Origin of the sequence: Amycolatopsis nalaikhensis, from assembly GCF_030264295.1 — a bacterium.
Lineage (GTDB): Bacteria > Actinomycetota > Actinomycetes > Mycobacteriales > Pseudonocardiaceae > Amycolatopsis > Amycolatopsis nalaikhensis.
In genome coordinates, this window is sequence record NZ_CP127173.1 from 10,405,559 (window position 1) to 10,429,126 (window position 23,568).

At 71.4% G+C, this 23,568-nt stretch carries 19 protein-coding genes and 1 pseudogene; 7 read left to right on the forward strand and 13 right to left on the reverse strand.

From position 1 onward, the window contains the following. Positions 1-13 precede the first annotated feature (13 nt). Positions 14-805, forward strand: coding sequence for an isocitrate lyase/PEP mutase family protein (locus tag QP939_RS50490; RefSeq protein WP_285454108.1), 792 nt, complete (start codon positions 14-16; stop codon positions 803-805). A 9-nt stretch (positions 806-814) separates the two neighbouring features. On the opposite strand, the gene QP939_RS50495 is transcribed toward QP939_RS50490, so the two are convergent. From QP939_RS50495 to QP939_RS50510, 4 genes are all read right to left on the reverse strand, one after another. Beyond that, positions 815-1,132 (reverse strand): hypothetical protein, encoded by a 318-nt coding sequence (locus QP939_RS50495; RefSeq protein WP_285454109.1) that lies wholly within the window; start codon positions 1,130-1,132, stop codon positions 815-817. A 50-nt stretch (positions 1,133-1,182) separates the two neighbouring features. Continuing rightward, positions 1,183-3,999: a vitamin B12-dependent ribonucleotide reductase gene (locus tag QP939_RS50500; RefSeq protein WP_285454110.1), complete on the reverse strand. Its 2,817-nt coding sequence runs from the start codon at positions 3,997-3,999 to the stop codon at positions 1,183-1,185. 31 nt (positions 4,000-4,030) lie between these two features. Next, complete coding sequence (gene nrdR / locus QP939_RS50505; RefSeq protein ID WP_285454111.1) at positions 4,031-4,525, reverse strand: transcriptional regulator NrdR; 495 nt, start codon at positions 4,523-4,525, stop codon at positions 4,031-4,033. A gap of 481 nt (positions 4,526-5,006) precedes the next feature. After that, positions 5,007-5,474 (reverse strand): LysM peptidoglycan-binding domain-containing protein, encoded by a 468-nt coding sequence (locus QP939_RS50510; protein ID WP_285454112.1) that lies wholly within the window; start codon positions 5,472-5,474, stop codon positions 5,007-5,009. 359 nt (positions 5,475-5,833) lie between these two features. Here QP939_RS50510 and lexA point away from each other — a divergent pair, with 359 nt between their 5' ends. Beyond that, positions 5,834-6,493 (forward strand): transcriptional repressor LexA, encoded by a 660-nt coding sequence (gene lexA, locus QP939_RS50515; protein ID WP_167384977.1) that lies wholly within the window; start codon positions 5,834-5,836, stop codon positions 6,491-6,493. Positions 6,494-6,568: 75 nt separating this feature from the next. On the opposite strand, the gene QP939_RS50520 is transcribed toward lexA, so the two are convergent. From QP939_RS50520 to QP939_RS50530, 3 genes and pseudogenes are all read right to left on the reverse strand, one after another. Then, positions 6,569-7,576 (reverse strand): SdiA-regulated/phytase-like domain-containing protein, encoded by a 1,008-nt coding sequence (locus QP939_RS50520; RefSeq protein WP_414641647.1) that lies wholly within the window; start codon positions 7,574-7,576, stop codon positions 6,569-6,571. 52 nt (positions 7,577-7,628) lie between these two features. Continuing rightward, complete coding sequence (gene hflX / locus QP939_RS50525) at positions 7,629-9,077, reverse strand: GTPase HflX (protein ID WP_285454113.1); 1,449 nt, start codon at positions 9,075-9,077, stop codon at positions 7,629-7,631. Positions 9,078-9,119: 42 nt separating this feature from the next. Beyond that, positions 9,120-9,624 (reverse strand): annotated as a pseudogene (locus tag QP939_RS50530) (ArsR/SmtB family transcription factor). A 60-nt stretch (positions 9,625-9,684) separates the two neighbouring features. Here QP939_RS50530 and QP939_RS50535 point away from each other — a divergent pair. Both QP939_RS50535 and valS read left to right on the forward strand, forming a co-directional pair. Beyond that, positions 9,685-10,938, forward strand: a complete 1,254-nt coding sequence (locus QP939_RS50535) for an MFS transporter (protein ID WP_285454115.1) — start codon at positions 9,685-9,687, stop codon at positions 10,936-10,938. 9 nt (positions 10,939-10,947) lie between these two features. Continuing rightward, positions 10,948-13,464, forward strand: coding sequence for a valine--tRNA ligase (gene valS / locus QP939_RS50540; RefSeq protein WP_285454116.1), 2,517 nt, complete (start codon positions 10,948-10,950; stop codon positions 13,462-13,464). Between the two features lie 19 nt (positions 13,465-13,483). On the opposite strand, the gene dapF is transcribed toward valS, so the two are convergent. Together dapF and miaA are read right to left on the reverse strand one after the other, a co-directional pair. Next, on the reverse strand, positions 13,484-14,311 hold the full coding sequence (gene dapF, locus QP939_RS50545) for a diaminopimelate epimerase (protein WP_285454117.1): 828 nt from the start codon (positions 14,309-14,311) through the stop codon (positions 13,484-13,486). Positions 14,312-14,320: 9 nt separating this feature from the next. Continuing rightward, complete coding sequence (miaA, locus tag QP939_RS50550; RefSeq protein WP_285454118.1) at positions 14,321-15,232, reverse strand: tRNA (adenosine(37)-N6)-dimethylallyltransferase MiaA; 912 nt, start codon at positions 15,230-15,232, stop codon at positions 14,321-14,323. Between the two features lie 219 nt (positions 15,233-15,451). On the opposite strand from miaA, the gene QP939_RS50555 reads away from it, so the two are divergent. Both QP939_RS50555 and QP939_RS50560 read left to right on the forward strand, forming a co-directional pair. After that, positions 15,452-16,765 carry a DUF349 domain-containing protein gene (locus tag QP939_RS50555; protein WP_285454119.1) on the forward strand — a complete coding sequence of 438 codons (1,314 nt, stop codon included), beginning with the start codon at positions 15,452-15,454 and terminating at the stop codon, positions 16,763-16,765. Between the two features lie 378 nt (positions 16,766-17,143). Next, positions 17,144-17,596, forward strand: a complete 453-nt coding sequence (locus QP939_RS50560; protein ID WP_285454120.1) for a hypothetical protein — start codon at positions 17,144-17,146, stop codon at positions 17,594-17,596. A 6-nt stretch (positions 17,597-17,602) separates the two neighbouring features. Here the strand turns inward: QP939_RS50560 and QP939_RS50565 are convergent, their stop codons facing one another. The 3 genes from QP939_RS50565 to QP939_RS50575 are packed head-to-tail and all read right to left on the reverse strand — an operon-like array spanning position 17,603 to position 20,685. After that, complete coding sequence (locus QP939_RS50565) at positions 17,603-18,076, reverse strand: Rv2732c family membrane protein (RefSeq protein ID WP_285454121.1); 474 nt, start codon at positions 18,074-18,076, stop codon at positions 17,603-17,605. Further along, complete coding sequence (gene miaB, locus QP939_RS50570; RefSeq protein ID WP_285454122.1) at positions 18,073-19,566, reverse strand: tRNA (N6-isopentenyl adenosine(37)-C2)-methylthiotransferase MiaB; 1,494 nt, start codon at positions 19,564-19,566, stop codon at positions 18,073-18,075. The genes QP939_RS50565 and miaB overlap by 4 nt, the downstream gene beginning before the upstream one ends. Positions 19,567-19,596: 30 nt before the next feature. Beyond that, entirely contained in the window at positions 19,597-20,685 is a 1,089-nt protein-coding gene (locus tag QP939_RS50575) for an FAD-dependent oxidoreductase (RefSeq protein ID WP_285454123.1), read from the reverse strand. An 84-nt stretch (positions 20,686-20,769) separates the two neighbouring features. On the opposite strand from QP939_RS50575, the gene QP939_RS50580 reads away from it, so the two are divergent. Next, positions 20,770-21,435 carry a TetR/AcrR family transcriptional regulator gene (locus tag QP939_RS50580; protein ID WP_285454124.1) on the forward strand — a complete coding sequence of 222 codons (666 nt, stop codon included), beginning with the start codon at positions 20,770-20,772 and terminating at the stop codon, positions 21,433-21,435. Here the strand turns inward: QP939_RS50580 and QP939_RS50585 are convergent. Then, positions 21,432-23,171, reverse strand: a complete 1,740-nt coding sequence (locus QP939_RS50585; RefSeq protein ID WP_285454125.1) for a cellulase family glycosylhydrolase — start codon at positions 23,169-23,171, stop codon at positions 21,432-21,434. The two genes, QP939_RS50580 and QP939_RS50585, sit on opposite strands and share 4 nt — an antisense overlap. Positions 23,172-23,568 lie beyond the last annotated feature (397 nt).

Sequence of the window (23,568 nt, forward strand, 5' to 3'; positions counted from 1 at the left end):
GGAAGCTGAGGACATGACGACCGCTGACCGGTTCCGCGCGCTGCACGAGCGCCCCGAGCCCTTCCTGCTGCCGAACCCGTGGGACGCCGGAACGGCCCGGCTGCTGGCTCACCTGGGGTTCCCGGCCCTGGCGACCACGAGCCTGGGCGTGGCGAACGTGGTGGGCCGGACCCGCGCCACCCGCGCGGAGATCCTGGCGAACTGCCGCGAGATCGTGGAGGCGACGCCGTTGCCGGTGAACGCGGACCTCGAGAACGGTTTCGCCGACGACCCGGCCGAGGCGGCGAAGATGATCGACGCGGCCGCCGACGCCGGCGTGGTGGGTGCGTCCATCGAGGACCACACGGGCGACAGCCGGAACCCGATCTACGAGTTCGGCCTGGCGGTGGACCGCGTCCGAGCGGCGGTCGAGACGGCCCGCGCCCGCTCGGTGGTGCTCACCGCCCGCTGCGAGAACCTTTGGCTGGGGGCCGACACCCTCGCCGACACGATCCGTCGTCTGCAGGCGTACGAGGAGGCGGGCGCGGACGTGCTGTATGCGCCGGGCTTGCGGACGCTGGAGGAGATACGCGCGGTCGTGACGTCGGTGGGCAAGCCGGTCAACGTGGTGATGGGCTTCGCGGACCCGTCGATCACGCTGGAGCAGCTGGCGGAGATCGGGGTACGCCGCATCAGCATCGGGGCGGCGCTGTCCCGGCTGGCGTTGAAGTCCTTTATGGATGGTGCACGGGAGATGCGCGCCGGGCGGTTCGGGTTCGTCGCCGAGCTGCCGCCGATTTCGGAGCTGCAGCAAGCCTTCGAGTGAGCCGGGCCGTCAGGTTTCGTCGATCCGGACGGACAAGCCGAGGCTGGTGAAAGTGCCGGTGAGACGGGTGAGGTCAGCGGGTTCGACGGTTCCGGCGAACACGGCGGCCCCGTCGCCGTCCGAGAAGAACCGGAGCTGCGCCCACGTGTGCTCGACTTCGTACTCGTCGCGGGACGACTTGCGGGCGCGCCAGCCTGCCCGCGCGAAAGTCCGCGCCAGCTCCTCGGGACTGTGGTCGCCGAGCACCAGCCCGTAGACGTTGGTGTCGCGGGAGGCGAGCTCGCCGTCGAGCCGCGGACCTTCGGTACCGCCGGAAGTGATCTCCATGAGCCGAAGGAGCCGGGCGGGCACTCCACGCGCCCGCCCGGCTCCGGTCGTCAGCTACAACCCGAGGTCGCGCCGCAGCCTTCGCACGCGTAGCACGAACCCGCCGGGCGCATCTTTGTTCCGCATGTCATGCACAGCGGGGCGTCCGCCGCCTTGCCGAGGCGCAGCTCCATCAGCTCCGTTGTCGTCTGGGCCTCTCGGTGGGGGTGCTCCTGCTCCTCCGCGTGCGGCTCCGGCGATGAGTCCACTGTGGAACGCAACGCCTCGATGTCCACATTCGGCGTGCCGCCGTAGTTCGCCTCGACTTCCGCCGACCGCTCGTCCGCCGACAGGATCCCCAGCTGCGAGCGCTTTTCGTACGGCAGGTAGTCCAACGCCAGCCTGCGGAACAGGTAGTCCATCACGCTCGTCGCGATGCGGATGTCCGGGTCGTCGGTCATGCCCGCCGGCTCGAAACGCAGGTTCGAGAACTTCGAAACGTAGAACTCCAGCGGGATGCCGTGCTGCAGACCGACCGAAATGGACATCGAGAACGCGTCCATCACGCCCGCCAGCGTCGAACCCTGCTTGCCCAGCTTGACGAAGATCTCGCCGAGGCCGTCGTCCGGGTACGAGCCCGCCGTCAGGTAGCCCTCCGCGCCGCCGACCGTGAACGACACCGTCTGGCTCGGGCGCTTCTTCGGCAGGCGCTTGCGGACCGGGCGGTACTCGACGACCTTCTCCGGCTCCGCCGCGTCGGCGGCCTTCTCCTTCTTCGCCGTCGACAGCGGCTGGCCCACCTTGCAGTTGTCGCGGTAGATGGCCAGTGCCTTGAGGCCGAGCTTCCAGCCCTGGAAGTAGATCTCCTCGACCTCTTCGACCGTCGCCGACTCCGGCATGTTGACCGTCTTCGAGATCGCGCCCGACAGGAACGGCTGCACCGCCGCCATCATCCGGACGTGGCCCATCGGCGCGATCGACCGCTCGCCGACCGCGCAGTCGAACACCTCGTAGTGCTCCGGGCGCAGCCCCGGCGCGTCGACCACGTGGCCGTGCTGCGCCACGTACTCGACGATCGCCTCGACCTGCTCGTCCTGGTAGCCCAGCGCCGTCAGCGCGCGCGGCACCGTCTGGTTGACGATCTGCATCGACCCGCCGCCGACGAGCTTCTTGAACTTCACCAGCGAGAAGTCCGGCTCGATCCCGGTCGTGTCGCAGTCCATCATGAAGCCGATGGTGCCCGTCGGCGCCAGCACCGACGCCTGCGCGTTGCGCCAGCCGTGCTTCGTGCCGATGTCGATGCCCTTCTTCCACTCCTCCGTCGCCAGCGCGCGGACCGCGGCGTCGTTCGAGTGGTAGGTGCGGACGAGCTCGTTCGCCGCCGCGTGCTTGCGCATCACGCGCTGGTGCGCCTCGGCGTTGCGCGCGTAACCCTCGTACGCGCCCACCGCCTGGGCCATCTCCGCCGAACGCCGGTACGAAACACCCGTCATCAGCGACGTGATCGCCGCCGCGAGCGCGCGGCCGCCGTCGGAGTCGTACGCGTGGCCCAGCGCCATCAGCAGTGCGCCCAGGTTCGCGTAGCCGATGCCGAGCTGGCGGAACTTCCGCGTGGTGTCGGCGATCGGCTCGGTCGGGAAGTCCGCGAAGCAGATCGAGATGTCCATCGCCGTGATCACGAACTCGACGGCGCGGGCGAACAGCGGCGCGTCGAACGTGCCCTCGGGCGTGACGAACTTGAGCAGGTTCAGCGACGCGAGGTTGCAGCTCGAGTTGTCGAGGTGCATGTACTCGCTGCACGGGTTCGACGCGGTGATCCGGCCCGACTCCGGGCAGGTGTGCCAGTCGTTGATCGTGCCGTCGTACTGGATGCCGGGGTCGGCGCACTCCCACGCCGCCTGGGCGATGGTCCGGAACAGCTTCTTCGCGTCGGTCCGGTCGATCACCTCGCCGGTGAGCCGGGCGCGCAGGCCGAAGTCGGTGCCGTTCTCCACCGCCTGCATGAACTCGTCGGACACGCGGACCGAGTTGTTCGCGTTCTGGTACTGCACCGAGGAGATGTCCGCGCCGGAGAGGTCCATGTCGAACCCGGCGTCGCGGAGGACCTTGATCTTCTCCTCTTCGCGCGCCTTGGTCTGGACGAACTCCTCGATGTCCGGGTGGTCGACGTCGAGCACGACCATCTTCGCCGCGCGCCGGGTGGCGCCGCCGGACTTGATGGTGCCCGCGGAAGCGTCGGCGCCGCGCATGAACGAGACCGGGCCCGACGCGGTGCCGCCGGAGGTCAGCAGCTCCTTCGAGGAGCGGATGCGGGAGAGGTTGAGGCCGGCGCCGGAGCCGCCCTTGAAGATCAGGCCCTCCTCGCGGTACCAGTTGAGGATCGACTCCATCGTGTCGTCGACGGCGAGGATGAAGCAGGCGCTCACCTGCTGCTTGGACGCCGTGCCGACGTTGAACCAGACCGGGGAGTTGAAGCTGAAGACCTGGTGCAGCAGCATCCAGGTGAGCTCGTGCTCGAAGATCTCGAGGTCCTGCGGCGTGGCGAAGTAGCCGTGGTCGCGCGCGGCCTTGACGTAGGTCTTCACGACCCGGTCGATGAGCTGCTTGAGGCTGCGTTCGCGCTGCGGGCTGCCGACGGCGCCGCGGAAGTACTTGCTGGTGACGATGTTGGTCGCGTTGACCGACCAGAACTCGGGGAACTCCACGCCGCGCTGCTCGAAGTTGACCGAGCCGTCGCGCCAGTTGGTCATCACGACGTCCCGCTGCTCCCAGGTGACCTGGTCGTACGGGTGCTGGCCCTCGGTCGTGAAGACGCGCTGCACGCTCAGCCCGCCGGCGGCCTTGCTCTTCTTGCCGGCGGCCGCGCCGGCTCCCACGGTTTCGGTCATCGGTCGATCCCTCACTCCCGCAGCGGGACGGCTAGTCGCCGTCTTCGCGCTGATCGCTCTCCTTCTGGGCAGCAGAACCCGCCATGGCCTCACGAAGATCGGCGATCTCCTTCTCGAAGTCCTCGACCGAGGAGAAGGACCGGTAGACGCTGGCGAACCGAAGGTAGGCGACCCCGTCGAGCTCACGCAGCGGGCCCAGGATGGCCAGGCCGACCTCGTGGCTCGGGATCTCCGCCAGCCCGGCGGAGCGGATCGACTCCTCCACGCGCTGCGCGAGCTGCTGCAGCGCGTCGTCGTCGACCGGCCTGCCCTGGCAGGCGCGGCGGACGCCGCTCACCACCTTGTCCCGGCTGAACTGTTCGGTGACCCCGGACCGCTTGACGACGGCGAGCACCATCGTCTCCGACGTCGTGAACCGCCGTCCGCACGACGCGCACGAGCGCCGCCTGCGGATCGCCTGGCCTTCATCCACCTCTCGGGAGTCGACGACCCGAGAGTCCGCATGCCGGCAGAACGGGCACCTCATCCGCCGATCACCTTCCCCTCCGCGCCGGCCGCCCCGGTCGACGTCCGCGGCCGCCACGCGCGGCCGCTGCCCGAGCACCCGGTACCCCTGCACCTGGTGATCGACTTGTGGACATCCGGTGGGTAAAGGCCGACCAGCTGTGGACAACTGCTGCCCAGTCTACCCCAACCTGTGGACCAACTACAGCGGTGTAACTACTACATATAGCGGGCGAGCGTAGAACTCGGCGGAGGTGCGCGCAAGCGACACGGCGGGTTTCGAGCACGCCTGGGTGAGCTTGGGCCGACCGCCGCCCGGAGGCTCGGACGCGCTTCGCCGGACGCCGGACCGCCGCGGCGCGGAGGCCGGAGCGACGTCACCCTGGTGGAGCAGCGGAACCCGCGCGCCGCACACCCCGCGGCCGGTGCCGCGGGCCCGGCGGGACGCCGCCGTCCGCGTGACCGATGGTTTCACCGGAGCGGGTGATTCTCGGCGGGCGGGGTCAGGGCGCGGGCACGGCATCGGCGACCGGGACCGTCAGCGGCAGCCCGGGCACCAGGACGGCCCGGTCCAGCCGGTTGAGCTCCTTGATCCGGGCGACGACCGCACCCGGCTCGCTGTCCGGGGCGAACCGCGCGGCCAGCGAGGACAGCGTGTCGCCCGGCCCGACCGACACCGTCGCGGTCCGCTCCGGCACCGGAGCGCCCGCGCCACCGCCCCCGAACAGCCCCAACCCGGTGACCACGAGGCAGCTCGCGACGGCGAGCGCGGCGAGCCACGGCCACCGCACCGGCACCCGCCGGGGCGCCGCGCAGGGCGCGCCGGCCGGACGGCGGCCCGCCACGACCCGCGCGCGTGTCGGCGGGCGCTGGACCTCACCGCGTCGCCCGCGCAGCACGCGCACGGGACGGGGCTGCGCCGGGACCGGGGTCGCCGGGCGGGCGTGCCCGCGTTCGGCCAGAATGGACATCCGAACCTCCTCGAAACCCTGGTGTCCGCCCCTTTCCGGGGCCGGAGCCGGCCCGTGGATCAAGGTCGAACAGGCGTTCTATCGAACGCCCGTGCGAAGGTCTACCACCTACCACCGACAAAATCGAGCGGACACGGCGTGTCGATCGAACAGATGTTTGAAATCGTCGTGCCCGGGGGCTAACGTCGGTGACCAGGGCATCTGCCGGGCAGGTGCCGCCGGCGAGGCTGCCCGCACCCGGCGGGCGGCGGCCGGCGCGCGATACGTGCAGCGAACGTCTGGGAGGCGACGCAGTGGCGAAGGAGAACAAGGCGGGCAGGACCAGTGGGTCCCCCGGTGGCTCGGGCAAGGTGCACGCCATGCCCGAGGTGTACGACGTGGACGAGACGCTGACCGTCCGCCAGCAGCAGGTGCTCGACGTGATCCGCACGTGGGTGAGCCGGTTCGGCTACCCGCCGAGCGTCCGCGAAATCGGCGAGGCGGTCGGGCTGACGTCGACGTCGTCGGTCTCGCACCAGCTGCGCGCGTTGCAGCGCAAGGGTTATCTGCGCCGGGACGCGAACCGCCCGCGCGCGGTCGGCGTCCTCGCGGCCACCGACGACAACCCCATGGGCATCGAGATGGACCAGCAGCCGGTCATGCCGAAGGCGGCGTACGTGCCGCTGGTCGGCCGGATCGCCGCCGGTGGCCCGGTGCTGGCCGAGCAGGCCATCGAGGACGTCTTCCCGCTGCCGCGGGAGATCGTCGGCGAGGGCGAGCTCTTCCTGCTCAAGGTCACCGGTGACTCGATGGTCGACGCGGCCATCACCGACGGCGACTGGGTCGTCGTCCGGCAGCAGCCGGACGCGGACAACGGCGAGATCGTCGCGGCGATGATCGACGGCGAGGCCACGGTCAAGACGTTCAAGCGCAAGGGCGGCCACATCTGGCTGATGCCGCACAACGAGGCGTACGAGCCGATCCCCGGCGACGACGCCACGGTGCTCGGCAAGGTCGTCGCGGTCCTGCGACGTCTTTGAGAGGACGCTTCCGGGCTCTCGCACGGCCCGGAAGCTTCACCGGATCGGATGATCTTCGGCCGTGGGGAGCCGGGATCAGCGACGGCTTCGGCGGCGCAGCTTGCTGAAGCCGAACCAGCCGAGGCCGACCACCGCGAGCGTGATCCCGGCGGCGGGCAGGACGGGGAGCCCGGCCCCGTCCCCCGCCGAGCCGGACGACACGTTCGCGCCGGTCGTCCCCTCCGCCGGTGCGCCGGACTGCGCGGCCAGTGCCGCCGCGCCCCGCACCGTGCGGAGGGGCTGGCCGACGCCTTCGCTGCCGGACACGAGAGTCCCGTCGGGGTCGAACGCGATCGCCTCGCCCTGCTTCTCCCCTGGCAACGGAATCCGGACCGGCGTGCGCTGCAACGCGGCCAGGACGTCTCCGTCCGGGGCCGCGTACACGTAGGCGTCGGTGTAGGTCCGCAGGGCGACGGCGCTCCCGTCAGCCATCGAGGCACCACCGGTCACCAGCACCGAGCCGATCGAGCCCACCGGCCCGCCCTGGGTGTCCGTCGTCTCGATCTTGACCGTGCCGACCTTCTCCAGGTTCGTCGGCCCGGGGCTGGCCAGCGGCCCCGAAGGCCGGTAGACGCGGGCTTCGCCGAGGATGTCCTTGGTGATCAGGTACGGCGTGCCCGCCTTGTCCATGATCAGCGCTTCGGTGTCGTGCTGGCCGTCCGGGTAGGTCAGCCGGTGCACGGTGACCTTGCCCTCGGGGCTCATCTCCAGCAGGGCGACCGTCAGCCGGCCCTTCTGGTTGTCGCCGGTGTCGGACAGCCACAGGCGCCCGTCGGGCGTGCGGGCCAGGTCTTCGACGTCGAACGGGTCCGTCCGATCGGTCATGACCTTCTGGACCTTGCAGTCGCGGCCGAGCACGAACACCTGGACCTTCGTGCCGCCGTCGTTGATCGCCCAGAACTTCGCCCCGTCGGAGACGAGGCCGGACAGCTCGCCGAGGCGGGAGTCCTTCACCGTGCACAACGGCTGGGGTGTCTCGGCCGCCGACGCGGGCACCGCCCCCGCGAACACGGCCATGAAGACGAGAACGACAGCCCAGCGCACCCAGCCACCTCCGTAGTGTGCGACTCCTGCAGCCGCACACTACGGAGACGTCTCAGGCCCTGGTCGAGTTGGTCTCGTACTCGCGCAAAGCCGCGGCGAGATCCGGGCGGACCCGCACCAGCAGGCGCGTGCCCTCCTCGGCGTGCTCCTCTTCGAGGACTTCGCCGTCCGCGTGCGCCCGCGCGACCAGCTCGCCGCGCGAGTAGGGCACGAGCACCTCGACGGTGACCTCCGGCCGCGGCAGGCGGTCGGCGATCACGTCGACGAGCTCGGTGATGCCCGCCCCGGTCCGGGCCGAGACCTGGACCGACCCGGCCAGCGCGTGGCGCAGCCGGGCGAGGCTGACCTCGTCGGACGCGTCGATCTTGTTGATCACCAGCAGCTCCGGCGGGAGCGGTTCCTTGCGCTTGCGGGTGATCTCGCCGAGCACCTCGCGCACGGCGCTGACCTGCTCCTCCGGCGCCGGGTCGGACCCGTCCACCACGTGCAGCAGCAGGTCCGCGTCCGCGGCCTCCTCCAGCGTCGAGCGGAACGCGTCGACCAGCTGGTGCGGCAGGTGCCGCACGAACCCGACGGTGTCGGTCAGCGTGTAGCCGCGCCCGTCCGCGGTCTGCGCGCGCCGCGTGGTCGGGTCGAGGGTGGCGAACAGCGCGTCCTCCACCAGCACCCCGGCCCCGGTCAGCGCGTTGAGCAGGCTCGACTTGCCGGCGTTGGTGTAGCCGACGATCGCCACGCTGGGCACCTCGTTGGCCAGCCGCCGCCCGCGCTTGGTCTCGCGGATGGTGTCCATGGCGGCGATCTCGCGACGCAGCTTCGCCACGCGCTTGTTGATCCGCCGCCGGTCGGTCTCGAGCTTGGTCTCACCGGGACCACGCAGGCCGACGCCGCCGTTCGCGCCACCGGCACGGCCACCGGCCTGCCGGGACAGCGACGCACCCCACCCACGCAGCCGCGGGATCAGGTACTGCAGCTGGGCCAGCTCGACCTGCGCCTTGCCCTCCTTGGACCGGGCGTGCTGGGCGAAGATGTCGAGGATCAGCGCGGTCCGGTCGATGACCTTGACCTTCACCTTCTCCTCGAGCTGCCGCAGCTGGCCCGGCGAGAGCTCGCCGTCGCAGATCACGGTGTCGGCGCCGGTGGAGCCGACGATGTCCCGCAGCTCCCGCACCTTGCCCGAGCCGATGTAGGTGGCCGGGTCCGGCTTGGTCCGCCGCTGGATGAGGCCTTCGAGGACCTCCGAGCCCGCCGTCTCGGCCAGGCGCGCCAGCTCGGCCAGCGACGCCTCGGACTGCAGGGCCGTGCCCTCGGTCCACACGCCGACCAGCACGACGCGTTCCAGCCGCAGTTGCCGGTACTCGACCTCGGTGACGTCGTCCAGCTCCGTGGACAGTCCCCTGACCCGGCGCAGCGACGCCCGGTCCTCGAGCTCCATCTCACCTGTCGACGGGTCTCCGTCGTACAGGTCGTCGTCGTGGTCTTCGGTGTGTGTCAGTTCTGTCATCGTGCCTCCATGTTCCCACGATTCGCCGCGGGAACCGAACTTTTACGTGCTGGGATAGGTGGCGAGGTAGATCGCGGTGCGTTCCGCGCCGGGACGGCGGGGACGCGCGCGGAACTCCTCGAGCAGGTCCTCGAGCCGCGACTCCAGCTCCGCCCGCTCCTCGGGGGCCACCTGGACGACCAGGCGTGTCTGGTGCACGCCGTCGAATCCGGTCTCGGCGATCTCGGCCAGATAGGCCTCGAGTACCGCCTGTTCCACGCCCTTGTCACCGCATGAGTCGAGTGTCCACGAAAGCCCCGTCGAAAGATACGGAATTTCTTTGGCGCCCCGGGCCCCGCGACGCGGCGGCTGCGCGGCGAGGAAACCGGTTTCGACCAGCTTGCGCACGTGGTGCAGGGTGGTCGCCGGGTCCCGGCCGAGCCGCTGGGCGAAGCTCCTTGTTCGTCAGCGCCTCCGAGAAGGTCAACCGGATGATGCGCAGCCGTATTCCGGAGGCCAGCGCGGCGGCCTCGGCTTCGGTGGCGGTACGTCGTTTCGCGGGTGGCACGGGTTCAGCCTAGAGCGATAGTGATTGACACTTTCCAATCACTCCCGCCAGACTCGGCCCATGCGCAGGGGGTCACTGTTCTTCCACGCCGACTTCCGGCGGCTCTGGGCCGGGGACACGGCCAGCCAGCTCGGCACCACGGTCGGGTACACCGCGATTCCGCTGCTCGCGGCGGTGACGCTGGCCGCGACGCCGTTCGAGATGGGCCTGCTGACCGCGGCCCAGACGCTCGCGTTCCTGCTGATCGGCCTGCCCGCCGGCGTGTGGGTCGACCGGCTGCGCCGCCGCCGGGTCATGCTCGCCGCCGACTTCACCCGCTTCGCGCTGCTGCTGAGCGTGCCGCTCGCCTGGTGGGCCGGGGTGCTGACGCTCGCACAGCTGCTGGTCGTCGTGCTGTTCGTGGGTGTCGCGACCGTGTTCTTCGACGTCGCCTACCAGTCGTACCTGCCCTCGCTCGTCGGCCGGGAGCGCCTGCTGGAAGGCAACGCCAAGCTGCAGGCCGTCCAGTCGGTCGCGGGGATCGCCGGGCCGAGCGGCGCCGGCGTGCTGATCCAGCTGGTCACCGCGGCGAACACCGTGTTGGTCACCGCCGTGGGCTACCTGGCGTCGGCGCTGTGCCTGCTGCGCATCCGCGCGGTCGAGCCGGAACCGGAGCGCACCGGCCACGCCCGGCTGCTGCCGCAGATCGCCGAAGGACTGCGGTTCGTCTTCTCCGACAAGCCGTTGCGCGCCAGCGTCGCCTGCACGGCGACGGCGAACCTTTTCAACGGCGCCTTCACCGCCGTGGAAGTGCTGTTCCTGACCCGCACCGTCGGGCTGCCCCCGGCCGCGGTCGGCGTGCTGCTGGCCGCCGGCGGCACGGGCGGGATCCTGGGCGCGATCGTCGCCGGCGCGCTGTTCCGGCGGATCGGCCACGCCCGCGCGATCTGGCTGGTCCCCCTGCTCACCTGGCCGGCGCACCTGCTGGTCCCGCTCGCCGCGCCGGGCTGGCGACTCGGGCTGGCCGCGACCGGGCTGGTCGTCTGCGGGTTCGGGATCATCGTCTACAACGTCGCCTCGGTCTCCTACCGGCAGGCGATCTGCCCGGACCGGCTGCTGGGGCGGATGAACGCGAGCGCGCGGTTCGTCGTCTGGGGCACGATCCCGCTCGGCGGGCTGCTGGGCGGCGCGCTCGGCGAAGGACTCGGGCTGCGCGGCGCGATGTGGGTGGCCGTGGCCGGTGAGGCGGCTTCGGCGCTGTGGGTCGTGTGCTCGCCCCTGCGGCACATGCGGGACCTGCCCACCGAGGCGAAAAGCGATTCCCGGGCCGCCTAGAGTTGCTCCATGACAACCCCACACGAGCGCCCGCGAGTCCCGGACAAGGTCGGTGTCGACGGTCTGGAGGCCAAGTGGGTACCCGTATGGGAATCCACCGGCACCTACCGCTTCGACCGCACCAAGACCCGCGACGAGATCTATTCGATCGACACGCCCCCGCCGACGGTCAGCGGGTCCCTGCACATCGGGCACGTGTTCTCCTACACCCACACCGACGTGCTGGCGCGGTTCAAGCGGATGCGCGGCGCCGAGGTGTTCTACCCGATGGGGTGGGACGACAACGGCCTGCCGACCGAACGCCGGGTGCAGAACCACTTCGGCGTCCGCTGCGACCCGTCGCTGCCCTACGACCCGGACTTCCGCGCCCCGGAGAAGCCGGGCAAGGACGTGGTCTCGATTTCGCGGCGCAATTTCGTCGAGCTGTGCGAAACCCTCACCGAGACCGACGAAAAGGTCTTCGAAGAACTGTGGCGGCGGCTCGGGCTGTCGGTCGACTGGACGATGACCTACCAGACGATCGGGCACGACTCGCGGCTGATCTCGCAGCGCGCGTTCCTGCGCAACCTCGAACGAGGCGAGGCCTACCAGGCCGAAGCGCCGACGCTCTGGGACGTGTCGTTCCGGACCGCCGTCGCCCAGGCCGAGCTGGAGGACCGCGAACGCCGCGGTGCGTTCCACGACTTGGCGTTCACCGGGCCCGACGGCGCCGACGTCGTGATCGCGACGACCCGGCCGGAGCTGCTGCCCGCGTGCGTCGCGCTGGTCGCGCACCCCGATGACGAGCGGTTCCGGCCGCTGTTCGGGAAGACCGTGCGGACGCCGGTGTTCGGCGTCGAGGTGCCCGTGGTGGCGCACCACCTCGCGGACCCGGAGAAGGGCCGCGGCATCGCGATGGTGTGCACGTTCGGTGACACCACCGACGTCACCTGGTGGCGCGAGCTGCGCCTGGCGACGCGGGTGGTGCTGGGCCGCGACGGCCGGTTCCTGCCCGACGCGCCGTCCGGCGTGCCCGCGGAGGCCTACGCGCCGCTGGTCGGCAAGACCGTCCACACGGGACGCGAGATCATGGTGCGCCTGCTGCGCGAAGCCGGGGCCCTGCACGGGGAACCGCGGCCGATCACGCACTCGGTGAAGTTCTACGAAAAGGGCGACAAGCCGCTGGAGATCGTCGCCAGCAGGCAGTGGTACCTCCGCAACGGCGGCACCGACCCGGCGTTCCGGGAGCGGATGCTCGCCCGCGGCGAAGAGCTGAACTGGGTGCCGAAACACATGCGCGTCCGGTACTCGGCGTGGGTCGAGAACCTCGCCGGGGACTGGCTGGTCAGCCGCCAGCGGTTCTTCGGGGTGCCGATCCCGGTCTGGTACCGGCTCGACGCCAACGGCGAGCCCGACTACGACGCGCGGCTGCTGCCGGACACGCTGCCGGTCGACCCGAGCAGCGACGTCCCGCCGGGCTTCGCCGAGGACCAGCGCGGGGTGCCGGGTGGGTTCGCCGCAGACCCGGACGTGATGGACACGTGGGCGACGTCGTCCCTGACGCCGCAGATCGTGGGCCGCTGGAGCGTCGACGACGACCTGTTCTCGCGCGTGTTCCCGATGGACCTGCGGCCGCAGGCGCACGAGATCATCCGCACCTGGCTGTTCTCGACGGCGGTGCGCGCGGAGCTGGAGCACGGCGTGCTGCCGTGGCGGGAGACGTCGATCGCGGGCTGGGTGCTCGACCCGGACCGCAAGAAGATGTCGAAGTCCAAGGGCAACGTGACGACGCCGGTGGACATGCTGGAGCGCCACGGTTCGGACGCGGTCCGGTACTGGGCGGCGAGCGCGCGGCCGGGCGTCGACACGGCGGTGGACGAAGGCCAGATGAAGGTCGGCCGCCGCCTGGCGACGAAGCTGCTGAACGCGAGCCGGTTCGTGCTCGGCCTCGGCGTGCCGTCCGCTTCCGCGGTCGCGACCGAGCCGCTCGACCGGGCGTTGCTGGCGTCGCTTTCGGCCGTCGTTTCCTCGGCGACCGAAGCGTTGGAGGCACTCGACTACGCGCGGGCGCTGCAGGTGACCGAGACGTTCTTCTGGACGTTCTGCGACGACTACGTCGAGCTGGTGAAGGGCCGCGCGTACGGCGACCTCGGCCCGTCCGAGGCGGCTTCGGCGCAGGCGGCGCTGGTCACGGCGTTGTCGGCGGTGCTGCGGTTGTTCGCGCCGTTCCTGCCGTTCGCGACCGAGGAGGTCTGGTCGTGGTGGCAGGAGGGTTCGGTGCACCGGGCTTCATGGCCGTCGGTGTCGGCGTCCGACGGGGACCCGGAGCTGCTCGCCCTGGCGAGCCAGGTGATCGCGGCGGTGCGCCGCGCGAAGACCGACGCGAAGGTGTCGATGCGCTCGCCGGTGGAGACGCTCACGGTGACCGGCCCGGCCGACGTGCTGGCGCGGTTCGCGGACATCCAGGCGGACATCCGCGTCGCGGGCGCGATCGCGGCGGTCGAGACCCGCGAAGGCGACTTCGCGGTGGAGGCGAAGGTCGGCTGACGCCGGTGGGCCGCCGTCGTCACGAACCGGCGGCGGCCCACCAGGCTTCGTCGATCTCGCCGCGCGCCACGATCTCCGCGGGCCCCGACAGCGTCGACGCGCCCCGGGACACCGTCACCTCGACGCGGCCACCCGGGATGTCCACTGTGGACGCGCCCGTGTCGGTGCCCGCGAGGTGGAAGGCCGCCGCCACCGCGGCCACCGTGCCCGTGCCGCACGCCCGCGTCTCCCCCACGCCGCGCTCGTGCACGCGCATCCGCAGCGCGCCCTCGCCGAGGCGGTTGACGAACTCGAGGTTCACCCCGTGCGGGAAGAAGTCGTGGTCGAAGTCGGGCTGGTCGCGCAGGTCCAGGCCCGCGACGTCGTCCTCGAGCACCGACACCAGGTGCGGGTTGCCGACGTCGACGGCCACGCCGGAGAACGGCCGCCCGGCCACCATCGTGACCGACGTGCCGGTGATCGTCGCCGGTCCCATCTGGACGGTCACCGACCGGTCCGGGTGCACCACCAGCGGCCGGTCGCCCGCCCGGGTGCCGATGACGAACTCGCCTTCGGTCTCCAAGCCCGCTTCCACGAGGTAGCGGGCGAAGACGCGGGTGCCGTTGCCGCACATCTCGGCGATCGACCCGTCGGCGTTGCGGTAGTCCATGAACCACTCGCCCGCGGACGGCTCGTCGAGCGCGGCGGCGCGGACGACGCGCAGCACGCCGTCGGCCCCGAGGCCGCGGCGGCGGTCGCACAGCGCGGCGACCCTCGCCTCGGTCAGCTCGAGGCGGCCCGCCGGGTCGGGGAGCAGCACGAAGTCGTTCTGCGTGCCGTGCCCCTTGAGGAACTCGATTCCGCCCATGGGTCGAGATTACCGGCCCAGGGTATCCAGGACGCGTGCGGCCAGCCCGGGATCGGCGCCGTCGAACCAGTGGATCCGCTTGTCGCGCCGGAACCAGGACCGTTGCCGCCGGACGAAGCGCCGGGTCGCCTGCGCGGTCGCCGCGGCGGCCGCCTCGAAGTCGCTTTCGCCGTCCAGCTCGGCGAGCACCTGCTGGTACCCGAGGGCCTGCGACGCCGTCTTCCCCTCGCGCAGGCCGCGCTTCTCCAGCTCGCGCACTTCGTCGACCAGCCCGGCCGCGAACATGCGCCGGACGCGCTCGTCGACGCGCTCGTCGAGCTCGCCGGGCTCCCGGTCGACGCCGATCAGGACCGTGCCGTAGCGCGCCGGCCCCGGCTTGGGCAGGTTCGCCGAGAACGGCTCGCCGGTGATCTCGATGACCTCCAGGGCGCGCACGATCCGCCGGGTGTTCGTCGGCAGGATCGCGGCCGCCGCGGCCGGATCGCGCTCCCCCAGGCGGGCGTAAAGCGCGGGGGTGCCGAGCTCCGCGGCTTCGGCGTCCAGCCGGGCCCGCACGGCCGGGTCGGTGCCGGGGAAGCGCAGGTCGTCGAGCACTGCCTGGACGTACAGGCCGGACCCGCCGGCCAGCACCGGCACCTTCCCGGCGGCCAGCAGGCGCTCGATGTCGGCGCGCGCCTCGCGCTGGTAGGCGGCGACGGACGCCGTCTCGGTCACCTCCAGCACGTCGAGCTGGTGGTGCGGGACGCCGCGGCGCTCGGCCTCGGTGGCCTTCGCGGTGCCGATGTCCATGCCCCGGTAGAGCTGCAGCGCGTCGGCGTTGACGACCTCACCGCCCAGCTCCAGGGCCAGGTCGACGGCCAACGCCGTCTTGCCGGTGGCCGTCGGGCCGACGACCGCGACCGCGGCGACGGGGCTGTTCACGACGGCTGACGATACCGGCGGGCCGACACGGAGCGTCCACCGGAAGTAGGATCACGTGCTTCGAGTGGCTCATCCGGTACCACGGTGCGCGCTGAGCTGCTTGAATGCCGCGTGGGGGTCGTAGCATCCGAGCACGGCCCGTGACGACCGCATTACCCGGCCCCGCTTCCGCGGCGGGGCGCCCGCGCGAGCGGGCGTACAGGCGATAAGGAGCCTGCGATGGCCCAGGAGAACACTTCCACCGGTACCCCGGCCCCGCACCCGGTGCCGCACGCGCTGCACGCCGGGCACGCCGCCCCGCCCGTGCCGCCCGCCGAGCCCACCCCGTCCACCTGGGGCCGGATCGACGACGAGGGCACCGTCTACGTCATCACCGCCGAGGGTGAACGCGCCGTCGGCGTCTGGCAGGCAGGCAGCCCCGACGAGGGCCTCGTGCACTACGCCCGCCGCTTCGACGACGTGCGCACCGAGGTCGAGCTGCTGGAGACCCGGCTGATCTCCGGCGCGGGCGACCCGAAGCACGCGCTGTCGAGCGCGACCCAGATCCGCGACGGCCTGGCCGAGGCGGCGGTGGTCGGCGACCTGGCCGCGCTCGCCGCGCGGCTGGAGTACGTCATCGGGCACGCCGAGAAGGCGCTGGCCAGCGCGAAGGCGGAGCGCGAGGAAGCCCGCGCGGCGGCCGTCGCCCGCAAGCAGGCGCTGGCCGAGGAGGCCGAGAAGATCGCCGCGGAGTCCACGCAGTGGAAGGCCGCGGGCGACCGGCTGCGCACGATCCTGGACGAGTGGAAGACGGTCAAGGGCGTCGACCGCAAGACCGACGACGAGCTGTGGAAGAGGTTCTCGAAGGCCCGCGAGGCGTTCAACCGCCGCCGCGGCTCCCACTTCGCCGAGCTGGACAAGCAGCGTGCCTCGGCCAAGCAGCGCAAGGAAGAGCTCATCGCCGAGGCCGAGGCCATCAGCGAGTCCGAGGACTGGGGCGAAACGGCAGGTCGCTACAAGGACCTGATGACCGAGTGGAAGGCCGCCGGCCGCGCGCCGAAGGACAGCGACGAGGCGCTGTGGCAGCGGTTCCGCGCGGCGCAGGACAAGTTCTTCGCCCGCCGGTCGGCGGTGTTCTCCGAGCGCGACGCGGAGTTCGCCCAGAACGCGGCCCGCAAGGAAGAGCTGCTGATCGAGGCGGAGAAGATCGACGCGGCGGCCAACCTCGAGGCGGCGAAGAGCGCGCTCCGGCGGATCCAGGAGCAGTGGGACGAGATCGGCAAGGTCCCCCGCGAGCGGATCCGCGAGCTGGACGGACGCCTCAAGGCGGTCCAGGACGCGGTCAAGTCGGCCGAGGACACGCGGTGGCGCCGGACGGACCCGGAGGCTCAGGCCCGGGCGGCTCAGTTCCGGGAGCGGGTCGAGCAGTTCGAGGCTCAGGCCGCGAAGGCTCGGGCCGCCGGGGATGAGCGGCGGGCCAAGAAGGCCGATGAGCAGGCTGCCCAGTGGCGTGAGTGGCTTCAGGCCGCTGAGGCCGCCGTGGCTGATCGCTGAGTTCGTTGTCCATGAAGGCCTCCTTACCGGCTTCGATGACCGGGAAGGGGGCCTTCACGGCTGTTCGGGTGCTGAAGGGGACGTTCATCGCATCTGATGCGCTGAAGGGGACTTTCCTGGCATGTGATGAGAGGAAAGGGCCCTTCAGCCCACCCGGGCGGACCGAGCCTGATCGCCGAGTCGCGACGACTTCTCGGGCCGGCGCGGGGTGGTCGGGTCCGCTTGGCCGAGGCAGACCGCCCCAAAGCCGCCGCGTGCCCGCCGCGTGCCCGCCGCTCGGCAAGGTGAGGGTTAACGCGTCACCCGAAGCGGTGTGACCGCCTCCACGGCCGGGGGTTTCCGGGCGCTTTCCGCCACCCCCGGTGCTCCACTTTGATCATGACCAGGACACCGTTCAGCGCCAGAAGGATCCTCTCCGCTCTGGTGATCAGCATCGCCGTCGCCGGGCTTGTTCCGGCCGTCGCCGCTCCCGCCTCCGCCGCGCCGGGTACTGCCTCCGTCGAAGCAGGCAAAGGCAAGGTGAAGGTCGACGGGAAGCTCGGCAAGGACCACGTCAAGGTCAACGAGAAGGTCTCGCTCAAGGGCAGCCTCAAGGTGCTCGACGCCGCCCGCGCCGATGGCACCGAGAGCCTCGAAGCCGTCTTCGTGCAGCAGCTGCAGGCCGGTGTGTGGGTGAACATCGCCGACACCTCGTGCCGCCCGAACGGGAGCTTCTCGCTGAGCCTCAGCTTCAGCCTGAGCGCCACCATCTCGCTGCGGCTGTACCACCCCGAGACGACCTTGTACGCCGCCGCCTATTCGTCGAGCACGCTCGTCCTGCGGGTCGGCTGAACCGCGTCAGGACCGGGAAAACGCCGTCCGCATCCACTGGACGGCCAGGCAGATCATCGCCACCCACGCGATGATCAGGCCGAAGCCGGGTCCGCCGCCGGCGGCTCCGCTCGCGTGCGACGACTGCTGCGACCAGATCGCCAGCAGCCCGTCCACCGAGGCGAACCAGCCGCCGGCGGCGCACACCCACGCCAGCCACCAGCGCCGTGTCACCAGGGCCAGCGCCGAGGCGAAGATGCCGACGGCCGTCGACGTCGCCGCGAACAGCTGCGGGATGCCGCCGCCCTCGCCGGCCAGCACCTGCCAGCCCGCGTGGTCGCCCACCCACGGGAGGATCTGGCAGACCAGCAGCACGAACGTGAACACCGCGATGGTGAACCCGCGGCGGCCCAGCTCCACCGTGCGGGACGCCCGCTCGCCCACCTCGTCGATCTCGGCGGCCAGCTCGGCCAGCTCGCCGTTGCCCTTGGACTCCGTCACAGCGCACACCCACTCACCGGCTCGGGCTGGGCGGCCGGGGCACCGAAGCCCGGCAAGCCCAGCGTGACGCCGCTCGTCTTCGGCCGCAGACCGGCCTCCGCGTTGTCGCCCGCCCGCGTCCGCCGGTGGGACAGCAGGTCGCCGTCGGCCACCAGGTGGTGCGGCGCGCCGTAGGTCACCACCGTCTCGACGACGTCGCCCGGGCGGACCGCGCGGTCCACGTTGGCGCCCGTCGGTGTGAAGTGCACCAGGCGCCCGTCGCGGGCACGGCCGCTCATCCGCTGCGTCTCGGCGTCCTTGCGGCCTTCGCCCTCCGCGACGAGCAGCTCGACGCGGCGGCCGACGATCTTCTTGTTCTCTTCCCAGGAAATCGCGTTCTGCAGCTCGACCAGGCGGTCGTAGCGCTCCTGCACGACCTCCTTCGGCAGCTGGTCCGGCATCGTCGCGGCCGGCGTGCCCGGGCGCTTCGAGTACTGGAACGTGAACGCGCTGGAGAAACGCGCCTGCGCGACGACGTCCAGGGTGGCCTGGAAATCCTCCTCGGTCTCACCGGGGAAGCCGACGATGATGTCGGTGGTGATCGCCGCGTCCGGCATCGCCGCGCGGACCTCGTCGAGGATCTTCAGGAACCGCGCCGAGCGGTAGGACCGCTTCATCTCGCGCAGCACCCGGTCGGAGCCGGACTGCAGCGGCATGTGCAGCTGGTGGCACACGTTCGGCGTCTCGGCCATGGCGTCGATGACGTCGGAGGTGAACGCCGCGGGGTGCGGCGAGGTGAAGCGCACGCGCTCGAGGCCGTCGATGGTCCCGCACGCGCGCAGCAGCTTGCCGAACGCCAGCCGGTCGCCGAACTCGACGCCGTAGGAGTTCACGTTCTGGCCGAGCAGGGTGACCTCGAGCACGCCCTCGGCGACGAGCGCCTCGACCTCGGCGAGGATCTCGCCGGGCCGCCGGTCGCGTTCCTTGCCGCGCAGGGCCGGGACGATGCAGAAGGTGCAGGTGTTGTTACACCCGACCGAAACCGACACCCAGCTCGCGTAGGACGATTCGCGCCGCGCGGGCAACGTCGAGGGGAACGTCTCGAGGGATTCCAGGATCTCGACCTCGGCCTCGGCGTTGTGCCGCGCGCGCTCCAGCAGCGTCGGCAGCGACCCGATGTTGTGCGTGCCGAACACGACGTCGACCCAGGGCGCGCGCTTGACGATCTCGCCGCGGTCCTTCTGCGCGAGGCACCCGCCGACGGCGATCTGCAGGTCGGGGTTCGCGACCTTGTCGGGACGCAGGTGCCCGAGGGTGCCGTACAGCTTGTTGTCCGCGTTCTCCCGGACGGCGCAGGTGTTGAACACGATCAGGTCCGGCTTGGCGCCCCCGCTCGCGGGGACGTAGCCGGCTTCCTCGAGCTGCCCGGCGAGCCGCTCGGAGTCGTGCACGTTCATCTGGCAGCCGAAGGTGCGGATCTGGTACGCCCTGGGTGCCTGGTTCTCGGTCATCGACCACCAGGGTAGCCCCGCTTCCGGGGGCTAGTTCGCGGTGCCCTCGGCTCCCGTGAGCAGCGCGACCATGCTGTGCGGCGCATCGGGACCGAACATGAGCTCCGCCATGTCTTCTTCGTCCGCGTGGTCCGCCGCGCGGGGGAACAACCCCGCTTCGTACTCGGCCAGTGCCGCTTCGACGTCGCCGTGGCGAGCGATCGCCAGGCCCAGCTCGGCGCCGTCCTGCATGGCCAGGTTGGCTCCTTCGCCGTTCGGGGGCATCAAGTGCGCCGCGTCGCCGAGCAGCGTCACGCCCGGGGTGCGGTCCCAGCGGTGGCCCGGCGGCAGCGTGTACAGGCGGCGCGGCACCGGCGGGACGTCGCTCTCGGTGATCAACGCCGTCAGCTCGGGCGCCCAGCCGTCGAACTCCGCGGCGACCTGGGCCGCGGGCCAGTCCTCGGGCCGCACCAGCTGCGCGTACCCGTGCAGCGTCCCGCCGCTTTCGCGGTGCCCCAAGATCCCCTGCCCCGGCGCGAGTGCGAACAGCGATCCCGCGCCGACCGCCTTCGCCGCGGCCGGGTGGCGGGTGTCCGCGTCGAACAGGAACGTCTCGACGACCGACACGCCGACGTACGACGGCACCGCGTCCGAGACCAGCGGACGGACCCGCGACCACGCGCCGTCCGCGCCGACCAGCAGGTCGGTGACGACCGACGCGCCGTCGGCGAGGCTCACCTCGTGCCGGCCGCCGCCGAGGGGACGTGCGCCGGTGACCTTGTGTCCCCAGCGGACGACGCCGCGCGGGAGCGCGTCGAGCAGCAGCTGCCGCAGCTCGCCGCGCTGGACCTCGGGGCGCTCGCCCGTTCCGTCGTCCGGCCGGTCGAGCAGCACCGTCCCCTCGCGGTCGAGGACGCGGTACGACTCGCGGCCCGGCAGCACCAGTTCGCGGAAGCCGTCGAGCAGCCCGGCGGCCTCGAGCGCGGGCTGCCCGTTCCCCGGGTGGATGTCGAGCATCCCGCCCTGGCGACGCGCGTCCGGCGCCGCCTCCGCCTCGTAGACCGTGACCGGCACGCCGTGGACGTGCAGGACGCGCGCCAGCACCAGGCCGCCGAGCCCGGCTCCGATGATCGTGACCATGAAGACCTCCGCCAGATTGGATTGCCATTCCAATCACCGTAGCACGACTTTGGATCGCCGATCCAAATATGGCATGATGCGCCCATGGCGAAGCGAGCCCCACGGCGCACCGACGGGCTGTCGAGGGAGGTCATCGTCCGGGCCGCGACCGCGATCCTCGACGACGGCGGCGAGACCGCGCTGACCTTCCGCGCCCTCACGACCCGGCTGAGCACCGGCTACGGCGCGATCTACCACCACGTCGAGAACAAGAGCGACCTGCTCGCCGCGGCCACCGACGACGTCGTCGGCCGCGTCATGACCGGCGTGGTCGTCGATGGCGACCCGCGCGAAGCCCTGCGAACCGTGGCACTGGGCCTGTTCGACGCGATCGACGCCCACCCCTGGGTCGGCACCCAGCTCTCCCGCGAACCGTGGCGGCCCGCGCTGCTGGCGGTCTACGAACGCATCGGCGGCCTGCTCGACGAGCTCGGCGTTCCCGAGCCGACCCTCTTCGACGCCGCGGGCGCACTCGTCAACTACGTCCTCGGCGTCGCCGGGCAGAACGCCGCCAACGCCCGCCTGCTCACCGCGGGCGAGAACGACCGGGCGGCCTTCCTGACCTCCGTCGCCGACCGGTGGGCGCGGCTCGACCCCGGCGAGTTCCCCTTCGTGCACAAGGCCGCGACGCGGCTGCGCGACCACGACGACCGCGAGCAGTTCCTGGCGGGCGTCGACATCTTCCTGGCCGGGATCGCCACCCTCGGCTAAGCGGCCGTGGCGGCCCAGGCGGCGAGCTCGGCACGAGCCGCGGCGACCTGGGCCTCGGTCGGCGTGGATTCGACGACCAGGGCGTAGTGCAGCCCCGGCGTCGCGGCCAGTCGCAGACGGTCGCCGGATCGCGTCGCCGGGACGTCGCTGACCACCGTCGGCGTCATCCCGGCCGGGACGTGCAGCTCGGTCGGCGCGCCCGTCTCGGCTCCTCGCCACACCAGGACGCCGTAGCGGCCGGTGCCGGTCAGCGCCGCCGTCGCGGGCATCGTCGACGGCACCTGGTTCCACGTCAGCGTCTTGCCGCCGTCGCGCGAGCGGTCCTCGTAGGTGAACGCCAGCGCGTGGCCGGCGACCGCCGCCGGGTAGAGGCGGTCGAGCAGGCGGGCGTCCTGGCGGAGCTGGACCGTGCCGTCGTCCGCCGTGCGGGCCGCCGAGAAGTCCTCGCCGTTCCAGGCGTCGCCTTCGGTGCGGACCTTGTCCGGGTTGTCGTTCATCAGCTCGTGGTGACGGCCGCTGTAGATGTCCCAGTGCCACTGGGTTCCGGACAGCACCGGGCCCGACTGCGCCGGGCGGCGCCACCAGTCCGCTCCGGAGACCCGCGAGTCCAGTGCCTGGTACATCGCCTTGTCCACGGTCGGGGCCTTGTCGGAGGTGTAGCCCGTCAGCGGGTGGCCGAACTCCGTGACGATCGCCGCCGTGCCCAGTGCCGCCGCCCGGTCGCGGACCGCGCCGAAGTCCCCGCTGTACTGCCCGTCGCCCGCCTTGCCCGGCATGAACACGCCCGACTGGGCGAGCTGGTCGTAGAAGTGCGTGTTGAACACGAACCGCGGCCCCAGCGCGCCGGTGTCCTGGAACCCGCCGGGGTGCAGCTGGAAGGAGATGTTGGCGTTCCAGAACATGTTCGGCTCGACGAAGGCGGGTTTGTCCTGCCAGCCCGCGGAATCCATCGCCGCGCGGAACCGCTGGAAGAACGGCCACAGCACGTCCCGCTCCCACGCCCGGCTGTCCTGTCCTTGGTCGTACCGCCCGGCGAAGGGCTCGTTGTAGGGGTCGAGACCCGCGATCCCGGCGAACTGGCCGGCGGTCAGGTTCTGCCGCAGGTACTTCATCGTCTCGACGGCTTGGCCGACGAAGTCGTCCTGGATCCCGCGCGCGTTGTGCCAGAAGTCCTTGGTGGCGTCCTGGACCGCGCCGTTCTGCGTGATGTTCTGTCCCCAGTGGACACACAGGCCGCAGCTCTCCGCCGGGTAGTTCCCGCCGTCGACGACCCACTTCGGCGCGCCGTCGCCGCTGTACCAGCTGCCGCGGTTGAAGAGGTAGCGGGAAAACAGGTCCTGGTGGAAGTCCGGCAGAACCGTGAACCCCTCGTCAAGGAACGCCTTGAGCTGCTCGGCCAACGCCGCGAGGTAGCGCGTGTCCACCGGCCCGTGCACGGGCTGGATCCCCGCCCACGACAACGGGAACCGCACGGCGTTCGCTCCGGTGAGCGCGCGCATCGACTGGGCCGACCGGCGCGCGTCGGCCGCGTTCGCGAAGGGCAGGAAGCCGTTCTCCGCCAGCTTCGCCTCGCCGGAGACGTTGAAGCCGCGCAAGACGACTTCCCGGCCGTACTCGTCGACGAAGGTCGAGCCGCGCACGGTGAGCTGGTGCGGCCGGACATCCTCGGCGACGGCGGCCGCGGTGACGCTGGACGTCATCGCGACGGCGGTGAGCAGGGCGACGAGCACGCGCATGCCGACTCCAAACGCGAAGAAGTTTCGCGAAAAGGTAGCGAGCGCCCCGGAGGCCGTCAAGCCGCCCATCGGGTATTTGTTAGCGCTAACAGACAGCAAGATCTTGTCCCAGCGGGCAAAACCGACGATTGACCACCTGTGGATCGGGAGTTATGTTAGCGCTCACTTCGCGCTCGGCGGCGACCCGGAGAATCTGCCGCGCGCCTCCCCGCGCCGTCGGCGCCCGCCTTCCCTGGAGCCGGAATGCCCGTACGACTCTCGGCGACACCGTCGTCGCCGAACTCCGCCCGACGGCGCCGGCCACTGGCCGCGCTCGTCACCGCCCTCACCTTCGCGGCGACGGCCATGACCGCGCTGGCGGATTCCGGCCACGCGGCGACCCTCGACGAGGGGCTGG

Bases quoted from the DNA above. Each gene is read 5' to 3' on its own strand.
- QP939_RS50580 (WP_285454124.1), top strand. From the start codon at position 20,770: ATGGCGAAGCGAGCCCCACGGCGCACCGACGGGCTGTCGAGGGAGGTC.
- QP939_RS50575 (WP_285454123.1), bottom strand. From the start codon at position 20,685: ATGGTCACGATCATCGGAGCCGGGCTCGGCGGCCTGGTGCTGGCGCGC.
- hflX (WP_285454113.1), bottom strand. From the start codon at position 9,077: ATGACAGAACTGACACACACCGAAGACCACGACGACGACCTGTACGAC.
- QP939_RS50535 (WP_285454115.1), top strand. From the start codon at position 9,685: ATGCGCAGGGGGTCACTGTTCTTCCACGCCGACTTCCGGCGGCTCTGG.
- QP939_RS50585 (WP_285454125.1), bottom strand. From the start codon at position 23,171: ATGCGCGTGCTCGTCGCCCTGCTCACCGCCGTCGCGATGACGTCCAGC.
- valS (WP_285454116.1), top strand. From the start codon at position 10,948: ATGACAACCCCACACGAGCGCCCGCGAGTCCCGGACAAGGTCGGTGTC.
- QP939_RS50490 (WP_285454108.1), top strand. From the start codon at position 14: ATGACGACCGCTGACCGGTTCCGCGCGCTGCACGAGCGCCCCGAGCCC.
- QP939_RS50555 (WP_285454119.1), top strand. From the start codon at position 15,452: ATGGCCCAGGAGAACACTTCCACCGGTACCCCGGCCCCGCACCCGGTG.
- dapF (WP_285454117.1), bottom strand. From the start codon at position 14,311: ATGGGCGGAATCGAGTTCCTCAAGGGGCACGGCACGCAGAACGACTTC.
- QP939_RS50495 (WP_285454109.1), bottom strand. From the start codon at position 1,132: ATGGAGATCACTTCCGGCGGTACCGAAGGTCCGCGGCTCGACGGCGAG.
- QP939_RS50560 (WP_285454120.1), top strand. From the start codon at position 17,144: ATGACCAGGACACCGTTCAGCGCCAGAAGGATCCTCTCCGCTCTGGTG.
- lexA (WP_167384977.1), top strand. From the start codon at position 5,834: ATGCCCGAGGTGTACGACGTGGACGAGACGCTGACCGTCCGCCAGCAG.
- nrdR (WP_285454111.1), bottom strand. From the start codon at position 4,525: ATGAGGTGCCCGTTCTGCCGGCATGCGGACTCTCGGGTCGTCGACTCC.
- QP939_RS50510 (WP_285454112.1), bottom strand. From the start codon at position 5,474: ATGTCCATTCTGGCCGAACGCGGGCACGCCCGCCCGGCGACCCCGGTC.
- QP939_RS50500 (WP_285454110.1), bottom strand. From the start codon at position 3,999: ATGACCGAAACCGTGGGAGCCGGCGCGGCCGCCGGCAAGAAGAGCAAG.
- miaB (WP_285454122.1), bottom strand. From the start codon at position 19,566: ATGACCGAGAACCAGGCACCCAGGGCGTACCAGATCCGCACCTTCGGC.